At 46.4% G+C, this 16,601-nt stretch carries 14 protein-coding genes; 12 read left to right on the top strand and 2 right to left on the bottom strand.

What is annotated here, in order from left to right; translation table 11 throughout:
* Nucleotides 1-77: 77 nt before the first annotated feature.
* The 10 genes from H065_RS0106295 (at nt 78) to H065_RS0106340 (ending at nt 11,674) form a co-directional block, all read left to right on the top strand.
* Nucleotides 78-1,169, top strand: coding sequence for a YhgE/Pip domain-containing protein (locus tag H065_RS0106295; RefSeq protein WP_017812180.1), 1,092 nt, complete (start codon nt 78-80; stop codon nt 1,167-1,169).
* Between the two features lie 21 nt (nt 1,170-1,190).
* Entirely contained in the window at nt 1,191-1,616 is a 426-nt protein-coding gene (locus H065_RS0106300; RefSeq protein WP_017812181.1) for a universal stress protein, read from the top strand.
* Between the two features lie 615 nt (nt 1,617-2,231).
* Nucleotides 2,232-3,341 (top strand): rhamnogalacturonan acetylesterase, encoded by a 1,110-nt coding sequence (locus tag H065_RS0106305; protein WP_036629510.1) that lies wholly within the window; start codon nt 2,232-2,234, stop codon nt 3,339-3,341.
* A 316-nt stretch (nt 3,342-3,657) separates the two neighbouring features.
* Nucleotides 3,658-4,005, top strand: a complete 348-nt coding sequence (locus H065_RS0106310) for a YojF family protein (protein WP_026136063.1) — start codon at nt 3,658-3,660, stop codon at nt 4,003-4,005.
* Nucleotides 4,006-4,025: 20 nt separating this feature from the next.
* Nucleotides 4,026-4,709: a bacillithiol biosynthesis deacetylase BshB2 gene (bshB2, locus tag H065_RS0106315; RefSeq protein ID WP_017812184.1), complete on the top strand. Its 684-nt coding sequence runs from the start codon at nt 4,026-4,028 to the stop codon at nt 4,707-4,709.
* A gap of 216 nt (nt 4,710-4,925) precedes the next feature.
* A complete protein-coding gene (locus tag H065_RS25385; RefSeq protein WP_017812185.1) occupies nt 4,926-5,819 on the top strand; it encodes an MBL fold metallo-hydrolase in 894 nt (297 codons plus the stop codon).
* A gap of 284 nt (nt 5,820-6,103) precedes the next feature.
* The gene (locus H065_RS0106325) at nt 6,104-6,415 is read left to right on the top strand and encodes an L-rhamnose mutarotase (protein ID WP_017812186.1); all 312 of its coding nucleotides are present in this window, start codon (nt 6,104-6,106) and stop codon (nt 6,413-6,415) included.
* A gap of 90 nt (nt 6,416-6,505) precedes the next feature.
* Nucleotides 6,506-7,393, top strand: a complete 888-nt coding sequence (locus H065_RS0106330) for a fumarylacetoacetate hydrolase family protein (RefSeq protein ID WP_017812187.1) — start codon at nt 6,506-6,508, stop codon at nt 7,391-7,393.
* 141 nt (nt 7,394-7,534) lie between these two features.
* Complete coding sequence (locus H065_RS0106335; RefSeq protein ID WP_017812188.1) at nt 7,535-8,602, top strand: AI-2E family transporter; 1,068 nt, start codon at nt 7,535-7,537, stop codon at nt 8,600-8,602.
* 264 nt (nt 8,603-8,866) lie between these two features.
* A complete protein-coding gene (locus tag H065_RS0106340; protein ID WP_017812189.1) occupies nt 8,867-11,674 on the top strand; it encodes a chitinase N-terminal domain-containing protein in 2,808 nt (935 codons plus the stop codon).
* Nucleotides 11,675-11,890: 216 nt separating this feature from the next.
* Here the strand turns inward: H065_RS0106340 and H065_RS0106345 are convergent, their stop codons facing one another.
* Nucleotides 11,891-12,259: a DUF423 domain-containing protein gene (locus tag H065_RS0106345; protein ID WP_017812190.1), complete on the bottom strand. Its 369-nt coding sequence runs from the start codon at nt 12,257-12,259 to the stop codon at nt 11,891-11,893.
* Between the two features lie 68 nt (nt 12,260-12,327).
* The gene (gene coaA / locus H065_RS0106350) at nt 12,328-13,257 is read right to left on the bottom strand and encodes a type I pantothenate kinase (RefSeq protein WP_017812191.1); all 930 of its coding nucleotides are present in this window, start codon (nt 13,255-13,257) and stop codon (nt 12,328-12,330) included.
* Between the two features lie 274 nt (nt 13,258-13,531).
* On the opposite strand from coaA, the gene H065_RS0106355 reads away from it, so the two are divergent.
* The gene (locus H065_RS0106355; RefSeq protein WP_017812192.1) at nt 13,532-15,178 is read left to right on the top strand and encodes a tetratricopeptide repeat-containing diguanylate cyclase; all 1,647 of its coding nucleotides are present in this window, start codon (nt 13,532-13,534) and stop codon (nt 15,176-15,178) included.
* Nucleotides 15,179-15,263: 85 nt separating this feature from the next.
* A complete protein-coding gene (locus tag H065_RS0106360; RefSeq protein ID WP_017812193.1) occupies nt 15,264-16,316 on the top strand; it encodes an LLM class flavin-dependent oxidoreductase in 1,053 nt (350 codons plus the stop codon).
* Nucleotides 16,317-16,601 lie beyond the last annotated feature (285 nt).

A 16,601-nucleotide genomic window follows, 5' to 3' on the forward strand; every position in this document is an offset into this window, starting at 1 on the left:
GATAAATACATGCACAACCATTTATCGGCTATGCATTTATTAATATTTAAATTAAGAAGCAGGAGAGGAAGTACAGAATGAACGCTTTAAACACATGCAAGGAATTTCTGAAAATTGTACAAACCAAGATTGGACTGGTATTCGCTATCTTCGTCCCATTGATATTTACACTGATCTGGATGACCGGATATAACGGTGCGACTGAACGAATTGATCAGCTCAAAGTAGGGATTGTTAATGAAGATCAGGCAGCTGGTCAGCCTATTGCAGATGCTATCGGCAAGCAGGCGCCTTACACAATTGTCCCTTACACATCGTTGTCTGAAGCGCAGCAGCAGATGGATAGCGGCGCGCTGATGATGGTCATTGCCATTCCCAAGAACTTCACGGAACAAGCTGCTGTAAAAGGCGACGCCAAGCTCGTGTATTACATTAATCAAGGAAATTCAGACATTGCCAAATCGATTATGGAGAGCTCGACAGCACAGATTTCTGCTTCTGTCGGCAAACAGGTTTTTGCCAATGTAGAGCAGCAGGCAGTTACTACCGAAGTAGTCAAAACGCATGATATTAGCAATTTTGCTATCTCTATGCTGCCGATGATCCTTGGATTTATCACCTATATTGGGGTAATGACAATGAATATCCAGTTAAACCTGTCTTCCATGATGCTCAAGCGCAGTCACAGCAAATGGGATATATTCTGGGGAAGACAGCTACTGCTGCTTGGGGTATCCATTATCGGATCGCTTATTGTTACCGGCGTAGCCATGGTGTTTGCAGATACTGCGGCTTCATTCTGGCAGATGTGGGGATTCCATATTCTTGTCTATATCGCTTGTATTGCCGTTACGCAAATGGGATTTGCTCTTTTTGGCAATGCGGCTCCGTTATTTAATGTGGCGCTAATTCCATTCCAGCTGATGACTGCAGGCAATATTATTCCATCTGCGATGTTGACCCCCTTTTACCGTCATATTGGCAGCTTCCTGCCTGCACCCAATGGTATTCAGGGATATCTGCGTCTGATTTACAGTGGTGCGCCAGTCACCACTTTTGTTATCCACCTGCTGCTGATTGCGATTATTACATGGGGGATTACCGTACTGCGTACAGCATTGATTCGTCCGGCATCCAGCCCGCTGAACCAGCCAGCAACCAGTCATTAATCCGGAGAGGAGAACCAGAACATGTACACTAATATTCTTGTCCCTTATGATGGCTCCATGCATGCTCAGCGTGCATTGGAACATGCGACTGCTTTTGCTGCAGCGCAGGAGTCCCATATTGAAATCATTTATGTCGATCCTACTGCGTCCGAGCTGCTGGAACAGCCTTTAATGATTCCGACACATGAGCTGGAAGCTTATTTTGAGGAAGAAGAAGAGCAGGTAAGGCAGCAACTGCGTACCCTGACTGCTTCGATGCCGGATGCCAGTATTCAGATTCTACAGGGTCATGCCGGTCAGGAAATTGTCAAATATGCGGCCGCACATCAGGTCGAACTCATCATTATTGGTCATCGCGGCTTGGGAACTTTCTCGGAGTTAATGCTGGGAAGCGTCAGTCACTATGTCAGTCAGCATGCCCAGTGTCCGGTACTGATTGTAAAGTAAGCAGCTTAATATCTATAACAACAGAGTAGGAAAAAGTATAAGCAAAGCAAGCTGTATAAGATCATATACAGAATGTACGCTTTATCTAAAAGGAATAGTATCTCTAATCCAAACCGGATGTGCCCTTGAAGGCATTTCCGGTTTTTTTGTATGCGGCTGATTATGTAATTGCTTCCGTATCGCCCTGCTCCCGGGTCGGATCTTTATTTACCCTCTGTCTCGACCTCCATCTTCCATCTTTATCTTGTCTTCTTACCTACGCCGCCGATTCAGGCTTCTTACCGGAGCTATTATATCCAGTATCCATATCCAGAATATTATATATAGCAGTTCGCGATTTTTATAACCTATTTACTTACATATTAGAGGAAGTTTACCAGAAAGGAACGAATCTTATAACGGTACCTTCGAATACGCTTACAATAAAAGGAGGAAATTATGAAAAAAGCCACTCATCCAAGCATCGCCCCAGCTGTATCCGTTCTCTCTGCATCATCTTCACAAGGAATACAGTCAGTTTCTGTTAACCCTGTGAATGTATTTCCTCCAAAAAAGAAATCCGTGAACGCATCCGGACTACTGCGCAAGATAAGTACACTGGCTCTTGCAGGTTGTATGTTCGCGAGTCTGCTGCCTACACTGTCTGCAGCAGATGCTGCCGTCACCAATTACAAATTTGATTTTGGCGGAGGTGCAGTAGAGGCAGGTTATACAGGCGTACGGGCTGAAGATGGATACAACGCCAGCAAAGGTTATGGATTTAATACACCTGCGAATATGCGAAATGTATCTGCAGCCGGTAAGGGAGCGGGAAGTGATGCTGTTCAATTTGTAGAGTTTGGTACCAAAAGCAGCAATACTTTTAATGTGGATTTGCCGAATGGATTGTACAAAGTCAAAGCCATGCTCGGTAATACCGGACGTTCCAGCATAGCAGCCGAAGGTGTATATCAGGTGATTAATATGACTGGTAACAATGTCACCGACGAATTCGAGATTCCGATTACGGATGGACAACTGAATCTGCTCGTTACCGAAGGCAAAGTAGGCGGTACATTTACCCTCAGTGCACTGGAGATTACCCAGATATCTACTAATCCGGTCACTCGTCCAACAATCTATGTTGGTGGAGATTCGACAGTATCCAATTATTATCCGCTCGCTACAAGCATTCAGGCGGGATGGGGGCAAATGCTGCAGCAGTATATCAATCCATCGGATTATATAGTACGTAATATGGCCTCCGGTGGACAGATTGCCAGAGGATTCCGTAACGATGGGCAGCTGGAAGCCATTCTTCGTTACATTAAGCCAGGGGATTACTTTATCCTCCAGCTGGGCATCAACGATACCAACCCGAAAAATAACGAAACCGAAGCGGAATTCAAAGAAATTATGCGCAATATGGTCCAGCTCGTCAAATCCAAAGGTGCTACGGTCATTCTGTCTACACCACAGGGGCGCGCTACCGATTTCAACAGTGCAGGTGTTCATAATGCGGAGGGACGCTGGTATCGCCAAGCGACTATAGCACTGGCTGCTGAAGAAGGCGTGCGGTTGATTGATCTGAATGTGATCAGTTCGGCTTATTTTACCTCAATCGGACCGGCAGCCACACTGGCACTCTATATGGATGGAGATACGCTGCATCCCAATCATGCTGGAGCGCTTGAGCTGGCTCGGCTGCTCACAGAAGAGATGAAGAAGCAGGGATTGTATCATTAAATAAGGGAAATAGAGAAGCAGATAAAAGTAAAGGATTGTCCAAATCACAGCCTGAGGATCTGCGCGATATGCGGATTCTCGGGCTTTTTGGCGTAGGATATCTGGATCAATAAAAGGCTGCAATCGAAGAATCTTATACATACTAAAAATAATATAGTATACTATAATAAGTACTAGGTGATCGACATAACATTCGTCTTTGCTAACAGCGAAGCGTTTATTATGTAGAGTGCAGCAGGCATTCCTTTTCATGGAAAGGTCTGTTACGATAGATTCACCGAACAGAGTAAGAAGATGGAGGAATCGTACAATGGCCATGCAGCTTATTGATCCAGCTATTATCCAGCAGCGAATCCATGATCTCCAAGATCAGGATTTGTACATTCATTTGGAGATGACAACAGGCGCTTATGCTTCCCATCTGGACAGCACCAAGCATCCTGCCGCAACTTTTATCAGCAATGCGCTGATCCGCTATACGACCGGTTCCATTTCGGAGAAAGCCCCTCATTTCCGTGTGGGTCTCAAAACCGAGCACGGCTGGGTTTATTCCGAGGGACTGACCCACTATGAAGAGAGTGATTCGGAGCGGCTGATCCTGGCGGGACATGATACCCAGGGCAAGCTGGTCGTCGCTCTGCAACTGAGCAAGGAACCTTTTTAATGAACGAGGAGATGAAACCAATGATGATGACTATTCCTGCCAATTCACGCGTTCTCGTCGTCCTGCCTCATCCGGATGATGAGTGCTATAGCCTGTCGGGTACGCTCGCCAAACATATCGCTGGCGGCGGTCAGGTCACTTATGCCTGCCTGACACTGGGCGAAATGGGACGCAATATGGGGACGCCTCCTTTTACCAATCGTGTAGATCTGCCTCGTATTCGTGAAGGTGAACTGAAAAAGTCTGTCGATGCTATCGGTATACAAGATCTGCGCATGATGGGCTTCCATGACAAAACGATTGAATTTGAAGACAGAAAAGTACTGGATGGTGCCATCCTTGATCTGCTGACCGAGCTTAAGCCTTCAGCAGTTTTCACCTTCTATCCGGGTTACAGTGTCCATCCGGACCATGATGCGACGGGTGCAGCTGTAGTACGTGCTATGGGACGTCTGCCGGAATCTGAACGTCCGCCGCTTTATACGATGGCGTTCTCTCGTAACTGTACGGACGAGATCGGCTTTCCGGATACCGAGAATGATGTAGGTGATTTCCTGCAGAACAAGCTGGATTCGATCCATGCTCACCATTCCCAGTTCCCTTCACCGGGTGAACTCGGCAAAAGCAAAAAGTTGGATCGTGAACTGCGCGAGCGCTTCAGTCGTGAGCGGTTCTGGACCATCCGCGAATTCCCGAATGCCTGATCATATGGACAAGTCTAAGTAACAGCCTCAGCAGCCTGTATAATCTGGTTATGGGTCTGTTAATAGCCTTTTATTCTATGCAATAATGTACAACTATATAGCCGGATGCCCTGCAATACAGTGGTATCCGGCTTTTTGTCGACTGAGTTACTTAATTCTCTTCTATATTGGGTAAGAGTAAGGTATGAACGATTACCATACGAGGAGGAGATTAAGATGGCAGAGAATCCAATGAAACATCTGAAGATTCCGATGACTACAGTAGGAAGCGGAGATGAGGTGGAGCTGCGTCCCGATGTCTACGGTCTGACTTTGCAATTTGTAAATGTTGCGTTTATCGGGATTCCGGGCAGTCTGCGGGAATGGGTATTGGTAGATACAGGACTTCCGCAATCGGCAGACAAAATTGTCAAAGTAGCTAATGAGCGATTCGGTACGGGTGCAAGACCGACAGCGATTATTTTGACACATGGTCATTTTGATCACGCGGGTTCGGCAGTGGAACTCGCCCAGAAATGGGATGTACCTGTCTATGCGCACCCTATGGAAATGCCTTTCCTGACCGGACAGTCCAAATATCCAAGTTATGATCCGGGCGTAGAGGGTGGACTGAATTCCCGCTTGTCTGCCGTGTTCCCGAATCAGCCGGTTGACTTGCAGCCTTATATTCATAATCTGCCAGCTGATCACAGTGTACCAGGCTTGTCACAGTGGCGCTGGATTCATACGCCTGGACATGCACCGGGTCACGTGTCACTGTTCCGAGAAGAGGATGGTACATTGATCGCAGGTGATGCGTTTATTACTGTAGACCAGGATAAGCTATGGGATAGCATGATCCAGAAGCGTGAACTGTGCGGACCACCAAGATATGCGACGACAGATTGGACGGCTGCCCGTGAGTCGGTCGAACGACTGGCCTCCCTGCGTCCACAGCATGTGCTGACTGGTCATGGCCAGCCGATGATGGGACCGGATCTGACGGAAGGCTTGCCGCGTCTGGCAGCTCATTTTGATGAGTGGGCGAAGCCATCGCACGGTAAATATGTAGATCATCCTACCAATGAAGCACCTGGATTAGGTGATGATCGTGATATGTCGGATGTATAATAGCTTTGCAGTATTATCACATCGTATATAAAACAATTAAGAGCAAAGAGTAAAGAGCAACGTGAGCAATAGGATAAAGGGATACTTCATAATCCAATAATCAAAAAAAGGCTGCCATTTGGTGGCCTTTTATTTTGTGGCAATACGATGTTATTATAACGGTTTTGATTTTGCAGTAGATAACGCTTACAATTTAAGAAGGACAGCCACATAGGGTGGATCATCAAGTCCTATGATCGAGTCTGCCAACTATACATAATTCATAATCAGAGGAGTGTATGATCATGCAAAGAGTATCGTTTGTACTGAATATCCGGCCGGAAGATCATGAAGAGTATATCCGTCGTCATGAAGCCGTGTATCCCGAACTGCTACAGGCTTTTGGAGAAGTAGGGATCCGGACATACAGCATTTTCCTACATGGAGGGACATTGTTTGCTTATATGGAAGTAGAAGATTATGAGCAAGCGCAGGTGCAGCTGGCAAATCATGAAGCCAATCAGCGCTGGCAGACGTATATGTCCGATTTGCTGATTGTAAATGCAGAAGGAAGCACATCACAAGTAATTCCGGAAGTGTTCCATTATCATTCGTAAAATGTACACAATATAGGAGCAGCTTCGTACTTTAAAAAGTTGTATAAGCACCTCCGGCATGTCATCATGGATGTTGGAGGTGTATTTGTGATGAAATATGTTCATTATCAGGTAGAAGGACAGGATCAGCTCGGGATTCAATTGGAAAAGGGGATTCTGCCGCTGCATGTACTGGAAAGTGCTTTGCCGGACGGAATAAGACTTCCCCATACCGCTATGGAACTGCTGGAGACCAAAATGCTGCATACCAGTATAGAACATCTACTGCATCATCATCTATCCGAGTATGAGAACAGTCTGCTGACAGAAGATCAGGTGCAGTGGCTGCCATGTATACCACATCCGGGCAAAATTATCTGTATCGGTCTGAACTATCGCAAACATGCAGCCGAGACGAATATGCCTGAGCCGGAGACACCGGTAGTATTCAGCAAGTTCTCGGATTCAGTCACTGCACATCTGGCCGATATACGTATCCCCGAGTCTGCAAAGCAGCTGGATTATGAAGCAGAACTGTGCATGGTTATTGGACAAATCGCCGAGAATGTAAGCAAGGAAAATGCATTGGATTATGTATTTGGCTACTGTACAGCAAATGACCTGTCTGCTCGTGATCTGCAGATGCGAACAAGTCAATGGCTGCTCGGCAAGACTGGTGCAGGGTTTGCTCCATTGGGACCGTATCTGGTTACTGCTGACGAAGTAGGCAATCCAAATCAGTTGGGCATACGTGCTTACGTGAATGACAGACAAGTTCAGAGCTCGAATACGTCGGACATGATTTTCCATTGTGACGAGTTGATTCATTATTTATCCCGGCATATGACTCTTCAGCCTGGTGATATTATTCTGACCGGTACACCGGAAGGTGTAATTATGGGTCTGCCCGAGTCAGAACGTCAATGGCTTGAAGCTGGTGACCAGGTGACGATTGAGATCGACAGACTGGGACGACTCACCAATACATTTGTCCGTTAAATAAAAAAACATGCGGTTGATACCGCTCCCATTTCTGGTATATCGCTATAGTTAACAGTGCTTTTACATGCGTTTGGTGACATGGAAGCTCAAACACGTTATTATGGAAGGAGTGGACATAAATAGAGATGAGGTCTGTGGATGAAGGTAAGAGAGTGGCTCAACCATGATGGAATCAGACGAATTATAGTATTATTGATCCTTGTGCTAATCATTTATTCAATGTCTAGCATGATGAATATTATTCTGATGACCCTGCTGCTAACTATATTGATTGGCAGCCTGTATAACGGTGTTATGAAGCTGTTTCGTCGGGTGATTCCCAATGTATCCCCGTTCTTTGTACTGCCGCTAGTCTATATTGTATTGATCGGTGTGATCGGCTGGGGGGTCTATCGCATGGTACCAACGGTTAGTACACAAGTGGTGCAGGTATATGGAATGATACAGGATGTATATATGCATCCACAGGAGAGCAAGTGGAATCATTATATTGTGGAATTTTTGCGCACACTGAATATTGAACAAGTGCTGGAGAATGTAGGACATTTTATCGGTCCCGGATTTACGGTGCTGCTCAAGATTAGTCAAATCGGTTCGCAGCTATTTATTGCCATGCTGCTAAGTTTGTTCTTTTTGCTGGATCGTTCGCATATCACACGATTTACAGCTTCTTTTCAGGACAGCAAACTAAGCTGGTTTTTCAAGGAAGTAGGATATTTTGGCAAGATGTTTTTGAATACATTCGGTAAAGTTATCGAAGCCCAGCTGTTGATATCGTTCATCAATACGATTTTGACGATTACGGCGCTATGGCTAATGGGATTCCCGAACCTGATCGGGCTGGCAGTCATTGTATTTGTATTGGGGCTGGTGCCGGTAGCAGGCGTATTTATTTCCCTTATCCCGCTTAGCCTGACAGCGCTTAGCGTAGGTGGAATCGAATATGTGCTGTATCTGGTGATTTTGATCCTGATTATTCATGCGATCGAAGCGTATCTGCTCAATCCCAAGCTAATGTCCAGCAAAACAAACCTACCGGTATTTTATACTTTTGTTATTTTGATTTTCTCCGAGCATTTTATAGGTCCTTGGGGACTTATTATCGGTATTCCTCTATTTGTGTTCTTCCTTGATCTGATCGGTGTAAATCGTGGTAACGCTGGTCCACCGAGAGAAGAAAAATCGGTATCCCGGTTGCCAGAATAATTGCTTGAACAAATAGAATGTTGTCTTATAACAGAAGGCGGCTGTTGTTCCTTTTGTTGTTATCCGACCAAAGAAGCTTTGCCCATGATAATTCGGGAAAGCTTCTTTTTTGTGCTGTATTTTATATGGTAAATGTACTGTAGGAATAGCAAAAAATTGGTATATGAATAAATAAGTTTTTATTTTACAAAATTCATGACTTTTGCATATATTTCCATGGTAAGATATTGCCGTTACATACTATTTCGGTTACAGGGGGCATTTATGGTTACATGGAACGGACTGAGGTCCAAGGGATTAAAAACATTGCTGGCAGTATCGCTGGCATGGCCGCTGCAAATGGCATTTGGCGGAGAGAATATGACGGTTCATGCGGAGACAGCGAGTGATCCGGCACCTTTTATCAATGCCAAGATTGTAAATGAAAACGCTGGCAAAAAGGTGCTTTTCGATAATACACACGGTCAGACATCCGGTGCAGCAGATTGGGTCATTGATGGTGGATTCTCGGATTTTGCTAATGGACTGGCAAATGACGGCTACGATGTCAAAGAGCTGCGCAAGACCGTATCATTTACATACAGCGATCTGAGCCCTTATGATGTGTTCGTTATTGCTGAACCCAATATTCCTTTTAAAACAAGTGAACAGGCTGCCATGGAGCAGTACGTGGAGAGCGGCGGCAGTATTTTCTTCATCGGCGATCATTACAATGCCGATCGTAACAAAAACCGCTGGGATGGTTCCGAATCGATCAATGGTTATCGCCGCGGAGCATGGGAAGATCCTGCCAAAGGAATGTCCGAGGGTGAGCGTAATTCAGCAGCGATGAAGGATGTAGTCAGTTCGGACTGGCTGTCGGATAACTTCGGTATCCGGTTCCGTTATAACGCGCTCGGGGATATCAATGCGAATAATGTAGTCGCTCCCGATCAGGCATTTGGTATTACGGAAGGGGTTAACAGTGTAGCAATGCATGCAGGCTCTACACTGGCAATTACCGATCCTACCAAAGCCAAAGGTATTGTCTATCTGCCCGAGACCAAAGAAGCCTGGGGTAATGCAGTAGACCAGGGTGTCTATAATGGCGGTGGAGTAGCAGAAGGACCATACGTAGCCGTGTCCAAGCTGGGACAGGGCAAAGCAGCATTTATCGGTGATTCTTCTCCGGTGGAAGATGCTTCGCCAAAATATCTTCGTGAAGAAACAGGCACCAAGAAAACAACTTATGATGGATTCAAAGAAGTAGACGATGCTACGCTACTCGTAAATACAGTAAACTGGTTGTCCACCGACGAGAGCTATACTCGTCTGGATCAGGTGGAAGGTCTGGTGCTGGATCAGCCTACGCCGCAGCTGGCTATCGAGACGCCGCAGACATCTACAGAACCACAGGCAGAACCGTGGTCTGCACCTGCAGCCGGTTACAACTGGTGGGACCCTTCTACATTCAAACCCGGCTCCTATGGAAGTACAGTTAGCGTAACCAATCCGACGTACAGCTTTGTGCATCAAGCCAAGCTACCGAACGCCGAAGAATTCCAGCTGCGTATCGTAGCGGATGATCTGACGCCAAATAGTACGACGACAGGCTTCAGCACAGGTATTTTCGTGACAGGTGGCAGCCAGGTAGCCCAGATCCAGAATGCAGATGGTACTTGGCCTGCTTCCTATGGATACAGCTCCACGTATAGTCTGACCGCAGACAGCAAAGGACATGCGATCAAGGATCTGACCGTACGCATCAAGCCGGGTACTGAAGGTACAGCCAGCCTGCGTCTGCGCCAGAATGGCAGCAACCTGCTGACCAGCTCGGTCAATATTGCGAATGTACCGGCAGAGCCGCTGCCAACAGATGATGGCGGAGTTCAGATTCCTGCATTGACTGATATCAAAAGTGCGCGTAATCAGGCACCGGGAACCGTCGTAACGGTAAAAGGTATCGTGACGTCAACGCCGGGATCATTTGGCGGACAGGCATTCTATATGCAGGATGAGACAGGTGGCATCTACGTCTACCAGAATCAGAGTGGATTTGCACAGGGTGATGTTATTCAGATCACTGCTCCAACGACCGTCTATAACGCTGAACTGGAACTGACAGACCCGATCGCCATTGAAAAGACAGGTACTGCTTCATTGCCTCAACCTACTACTGCAGTAACGGTAGATGCTTACAATCAAGGACAGCTGGTTCAGCTGAAAAATGTAACGGTCAGCAATATTGTCAGTGCAACACCAGCTGGTTCGTTCGAATTTGATGTAACGAGTGATGTATACACAACCAATGCAGTGAAGACACATGTACGGGTCGATGGACGTACTGGCTTGACGCTGGCAGACTTCACTTACCAGTCAGGCGATCAAGTGAATATCAGCGGTATTGCTGCTATCTTCAAAGACAGCTTCCAGCTGAAACCAAGAAGCAGTGCTGATATTACGGCTGCCGAACCGACAGAACCAACTCCGCCAGTCAAAGATCCGCTGGCAACAGGAGTTCCGGGTACTCCTATGCTCTCCGATAATAACGGTCAGGATACAGGACTGCGTGATGGTGATTATCGTATTACGATGAATATGTGGTGGGGCAATAACGGTTCGTCCTACAAATTGTATGAAAATGATCAATTGATCGGGGAAGGGAAGCTGACAGATCAATCTCCAGCTGCCCAGGTATTGACTCAGGATATTCAAGGCAAAGCAAACGGTACGTACACTTATGTACTGGAACTGACGAATAGCTATGGCACCACGAAGAGCCAGCCGCTAAAAGTCGAAGTGAAAGACGCCGTGCCGGGCAAACCGGTACTGGCAAGCAATAATTGGGATGGTGACGGCAGTTACTCCATTACGATGAATCTATGGTGGGGAACCAATGCTTCCGAATATCGTCTGTATGAAAATGGTAAATTAATCGATACTCAATCGCTGAAAGCATCTACGCCACAAGCACAAAATGCTGTCAGTGCCATAACAGATCGGGCACCAGGCGAGTATGTATATACGGCCGAACTGGTAAATGCTGCAGGAACGACACGCAGTGATGAAATAACAGTGCGTGTTGTGCGTTAATTTTGTAGTCGAATTTTAATTTCCAAAAAGTATAAAACAAAAGCCCTGAATCCTGCCAGCACAGATTGCTGCAGAAGATTCAGGGCTTTTTTATGGACACATTCATATGATTATTGGTGAAGACTTGCTAACGAATAAAATAAATACGGCTGAATTACAGTATACAAATTTTTGAGATAAAGGATTGCTATTCGATTTTACTGCCAGTAGGCTGGATCAGGACAGTACAGCGATTAACAGCAGTACCCAACCGGCGAGGAACAGCAGTCCGCCAAGCGGTGTGATCGCTCCCAGCTTGCGTACGCCGCTCAGACTGAGTGCATACAGACTGCCGGAGAACAGAATAATACCTGCAAACAGACACCAGCCTGCAGCTACTGCAAGACTTTGTCCCTGCAGGAAGTTCTGGGCCAACGATCCAATGATCAGCATACCGAGACTATGAGCAATATGATATTGAATACCGGTTTCGTAGATCTTCATCATATCCGGTGAGAGTTTGGCTTTGAGCGCATGAGCGCCGAAGGCTCCAAGCGCTACCGCAAGAAACATCATGATACTGCCGACTACAAGAATGGATTGCAATGTATGTTCCTCCGTCAATAAGATTTAAAATAGCGAGAATGGTGAGTGAAAGGTGCACCGGGCTCCAATCAAAGTTTACGCAGAAAAATATTTTGAATGCTATGATCTGCTTCCTTGCGGAGGATCAGTTGGGCACGCCCCTTGGTCGGGAGAATATTTTCATGCAGATTTTTGGCATTAATCGTCTTCCAGGTATGTTTTGCCGCTTCTTCGGCTTCATCTGCTGTCAGGTGACCAAACCGATTATGGAAATACGAATCCGGATTTTGGAACACCGTCTGGCGCAGCAATTGAAAGCGCTCTACATACCAACGGGCAATATTGGATTCATCTGCATCAATAAAGATGGAGAAATCAAAAAAGTCACTGACAAACAAAGGGGACTGCTTTTTGACCTGCAGCACATTGATACCCTCGACGATCAGAATATCGGGGTTGTTGATAATACTCTCTTCATCAGGAATTCTATCATAGGTCAAATGCGAGTATTTGGGTGCTCTCACATCAGGCTTGCCGGATTTGATATCTCCCATAAACTCCATTAGCCGCTTAATATCATAACTTTCCGGAAATCCTTTTCGGTTCATGATACCTTTTTCCTCCAGAACCACTTTGGGATAAAGGAATCCATCAGTCGTAACCAGATCGACTCTGCGGTGGGTATCCCAGCGGGACAACAGAGTCTGCAGCAGACGGGCTGTTGTACTTTTACCAACGGCTACACTGCCTGCTATACCAATAATAAAAGGCGTTTTACGGGCTTTTTTCTTAAGAAAAGTAGTGGTGAGTTGGTGAAGCTGCTGAGAAGCGCCCACGTACAGATGGATGAGATGGGTTAATGGTAAATAGACCTCTTCCACTTCTTGCAGAGAAACATGCTCATTCAATCCTCTCAGCTGTTCAAGTTCTCGTTCGGTTAATGGTAGTGGGGTATGATGATCTCTCAAGGAAGCCCATTCCTTGCGATCGAACTCGATGTATGGCGAATAACGTTTCATGTGCTCTCACTTTCTGACTTTTTTTATTTCTAGTGTAACAAATTTGGCGCATAAAAACCTCATTTCTTCATAGGAATGAGATAAGGCCATCCAATTTGGGTAAAGATTATAGAAAATTGCTAAATTAATTATCGTTAGTTACAAGTTCGCTAAAGATTTTAGGTATAAGCAGTGTTAATATAGATTACATAGAAATTAGGACTATAGAAATAGATATAAATAGGCAGATACATAACAGGCTGGTGTCTTTGCTTGTGATAGGGGAGGGATAATCTTGACCAAATCCGTTAATCGACATTTTGTTCCGGTTCGCAGCTATTCTCATTTTAGCAATGATAAAAATATAAATAACCTCAATATAGACGATATGGACAGTTATACGGCAGAGCAATTTGCTGACGTATTGGATACACTGGAACTTATGCCGTATCGTAATACCAACGCAGCAGTTGCAGCTGTGCAGAAGGCACTTGTTCTGGTTGAAGAGATGGACAATGAAGAACTAAGCCAGCGGACCCGTTTGATCCAGGCAGATGTAATGGCGCGGCAGGGCAAAGTAGCAGAAGCCGGACGGATTATGTTCCATATTCATCAGTGGGCAGAGGAGCATCGGCATCCTCACATTCTCGCACGCAGCCAGCGTTTGATTGCTGGATTTTATCGGCGGATTGGAGATAATGAGAGCGCTCTTCAGCATGCGATAGCCGGTCTACGCGAACTGCCGGATACAGCTCCGCCGTCTACGCGGGCGGATCATCTGATGATGCTGGCACTGACACTTGATGAAGTAGGTGCTTATGAAGATTCGGAGCGCCGCTTCCAGGAAGTACTGATGCTGGCTACTCTGATGGATGATACCCAGCTGCTAATGTTCGCGCTCAATAACATGGCTTATACCCGCTATGAAATGGGACAAGCCGAAGAAGCTTATCGGCTAGTGAATAAGCTTCGTGATCTCGCCAAACGTAAACATGTAGAGTTGGGTGCTTCCCAACTCGATACAATTGCACAGGTCGAGATTCTGCTCGGTCATCCGGCCCAGGCGGAACAAACACTGGCTCCGGTTATTAATGATCCGCTTAGCCGCAAACTGGGTGATCTGATGGTACTTCCGGAATGTCTGCTTACTGCTGCCGAAGCGCAGCGGCTTCAGGGTAAATTGACACAGGCACAATCAACATTGGATGAAGCCAGACATCTATGCCATGAGCACGGTCTGCCAGGATTGATGGTACGTGCCCGGCTGCAGCAGTCCGAACTGTTTGCAGCAGCAGGGGATTACCGCAGTGCCTATGAGGAGCATAAGCGTTATCACGAGGCAGGGGAGAAACTGCGTTCTACCGAGAGAGAAGCACGTGCACGTATTATGCAGATTACATTTGATGCAGAAGAGGCACGCCGGGACAGTGAGTTGTTCCGTGAGCTTGCTCTGCGTGATCCGTTAACCGGACTTCATAATCGCAGGTATATCGAACCTTATATCGATGAGCTGCTGGAAGATTCCTTTGCACAAGGGCAGTCGGTAACGGCAATTTTGATAGATCTGGATCATTTCAAGACGATTAATGATACATTGTCTCATCAGGTAGGGGATACGGTGCTGGTGCATCTGGCCAAGATTCTGTCGCTTACGGTGCCGCCTTCCTCAGCGCTGGCCAGGATCGGTGGCGAAGAATTTCTGGCAATTCTGCCGGATACCAATGCAGTACAGGGACTTCAGCAGGCAGACCGTTTACGACAGGCAATCCATTCTGCAGATTGGAGCACTATCACGGGGACTTTACCGGTTACAGCAAGTCTCGGTGTAAGTACAATGGCTGGTGTTGCCATTAACAGAACGGAACTGCTGGCGATTGCGGATCATCGTCTGTATGAAGCCAAGCATTCAGGTCGCAACCGTGTCGTCGGAGATTCCCTGTAAAGTAAGAGATTGACTGGCATTTTAGCTGGAAAAAGCGGATAATAGTATATTGAACCTCTACTATTTCCAAGAAGGAGGCATATCTATGTCTGATCAATATTCATCATCTCAGGAGGTAACTCCTGATCATATAACACTGTCGGTGCTCGATCTGGCACCGATCAATGCAGGTGCGACTGCATCTGATGCGCTGCGTAACAGTCTGGATCTCGCCCAACATGCCGAAAAATGGGGATATAACCGCTATTGGGTAGCGGAACATCACAATATGCCGGGAATTGCGAGTTCAGCGACATCCGTTGTTATTGGCTATCTGGCTGGTGGAACTTCCACGATTCGTGTAGGATCCGGTGGAATTATGCTGCCGAACCACGCCCCGCTCGTCATTGCCGAGCAGTTTGGAACACTGGAGTCGCTGTATCCCGGACGAATCGATCTTGGACTTGGACGAGCTCCAGGCAGTGATCGCCGTACGACACAGGCTCTGCGCCGGGATATTAACAGTGGAGAAGACTTCCCTGAGCTGCTGGATGAACTGAGTCGTTTCTTTGATGCTTCCTCAACTTCATACCATGCGCCGGTGCGTGCTGTGCCGGGCGAAGGATTATCTATTCCGATCTGGCTGCTGGGCTCCAGTGATTTTAGTGCCAGACTGGCTGCCCAGAAAGGTCTGCCATTTGCATTTGCTGGACACTTCTCGCCGGATTATACACAGCGTGCACTGCGTATCTATCGTGAATATTTTACGCCATCGGATGTATTGAAAGAACCGTATGCGATGCTTGGTGTAAATGCAATTGCAGCGGATACAGATGAAGAAGCCGAATGGCTCAGCACTACGATGCAGCAGCAGTTCCTGAATATTATTCGTGGTCGTACCGGCCAGATTCAACCACCTGCAGATATGACCGGCAAATGGTCGGAGTATGAACAGGCTGCTGTCGAGAAACAGCTTCGTTCTACCATCAAGGGTGGACCGGAGACGATCAAAAAGGGTCTGAAGCAGTATGTAGCAGATACCGGGGTCAATGAGCTGATTATTACCAGTATGATTTATGATCATTCGGCTCGTCTGCGTTCCTACGAGATCATTAGTGAAGCTGCAGGAATTCGCAAACCCATGCAATCCCATTCATGAGGCATTACCGCCAGATCGGTTGAATGGATAAATATCACACTTTCATTAACTACTTTATCATCACATTTCTATTCATAAATCCTTATAGAACCCGGTATTGCGAATTACAGGCAATACCGGGTTTTTGGTATGTTGTTTTCCTGGGTCGATTGGATATCTGTTATACCGGTTGCTATAATGGGGGTTCATGTTGTATAGCTGCGGGTATAAGACCCCATACCTGTCCAACCATTGTCAAACTGCCGGATGCTTTGTTGTATCCTGGGATTATATAGGATTTCCCTC

Source organism: Paenibacillus shenyangensis (genome assembly GCF_000346635.1).
GTDB classification, from domain to species: domain Bacteria; phylum Bacillota; class Bacilli; order Paenibacillales; family Paenibacillaceae; genus Saccharibacillus; species Saccharibacillus dauci.

Coding starts and splice junctions, on each gene's coding strand:
- H065_RS0106325 (WP_017812186.1), top strand. CDS start 6,104: ATGCAAAGAGTATCGTTTGTACTGAATATCCGGCCGGAAGATCATGAA.
- H065_RS25385 (WP_017812185.1), top strand. CDS start 4,926: ATGGCAGAGAATCCAATGAAACATCTGAAGATTCCGATGACTACAGTA.
- coaA (WP_017812191.1), bottom strand. CDS start 13,257: ATGAAACGTTATTCGCCATACATCGAGTTCGATCGCAAGGAATGGGCT.
- H065_RS0106330 (WP_017812187.1), top strand. CDS start 6,506: ATGAAATATGTTCATTATCAGGTAGAAGGACAGGATCAGCTCGGGATT.
- bshB2 (WP_017812184.1), top strand. CDS start 4,026: ATGATGATGACTATTCCTGCCAATTCACGCGTTCTCGTCGTCCTGCCT.
- H065_RS0106295 (WP_017812180.1), top strand. CDS start 78: ATGAACGCTTTAAACACATGCAAGGAATTTCTGAAAATTGTACAAACC.
- H065_RS0106310 (WP_026136063.1), top strand. CDS start 3,658: ATGCAGCTTATTGATCCAGCTATTATCCAGCAGCGAATCCATGATCTC.
- H065_RS0106360 (WP_017812193.1), top strand. CDS start 15,264: ATGTCTGATCAATATTCATCATCTCAGGAGGTAACTCCTGATCATATA.
- H065_RS0106340 (WP_017812189.1), top strand. CDS start 8,867: ATGGTTACATGGAACGGACTGAGGTCCAAGGGATTAAAAACATTGCTG.
- H065_RS0106335 (WP_017812188.1), top strand. CDS start 7,535: ATGAAGGTAAGAGAGTGGCTCAACCATGATGGAATCAGACGAATTATA.
- H065_RS0106305 (WP_036629510.1), top strand. CDS start 2,232: ATGTTCGCGAGTCTGCTGCCTACACTGTCTGCAGCAGATGCTGCCGTC.
- H065_RS0106300 (WP_017812181.1), top strand. CDS start 1,191: ATGTACACTAATATTCTTGTCCCTTATGATGGCTCCATGCATGCTCAG.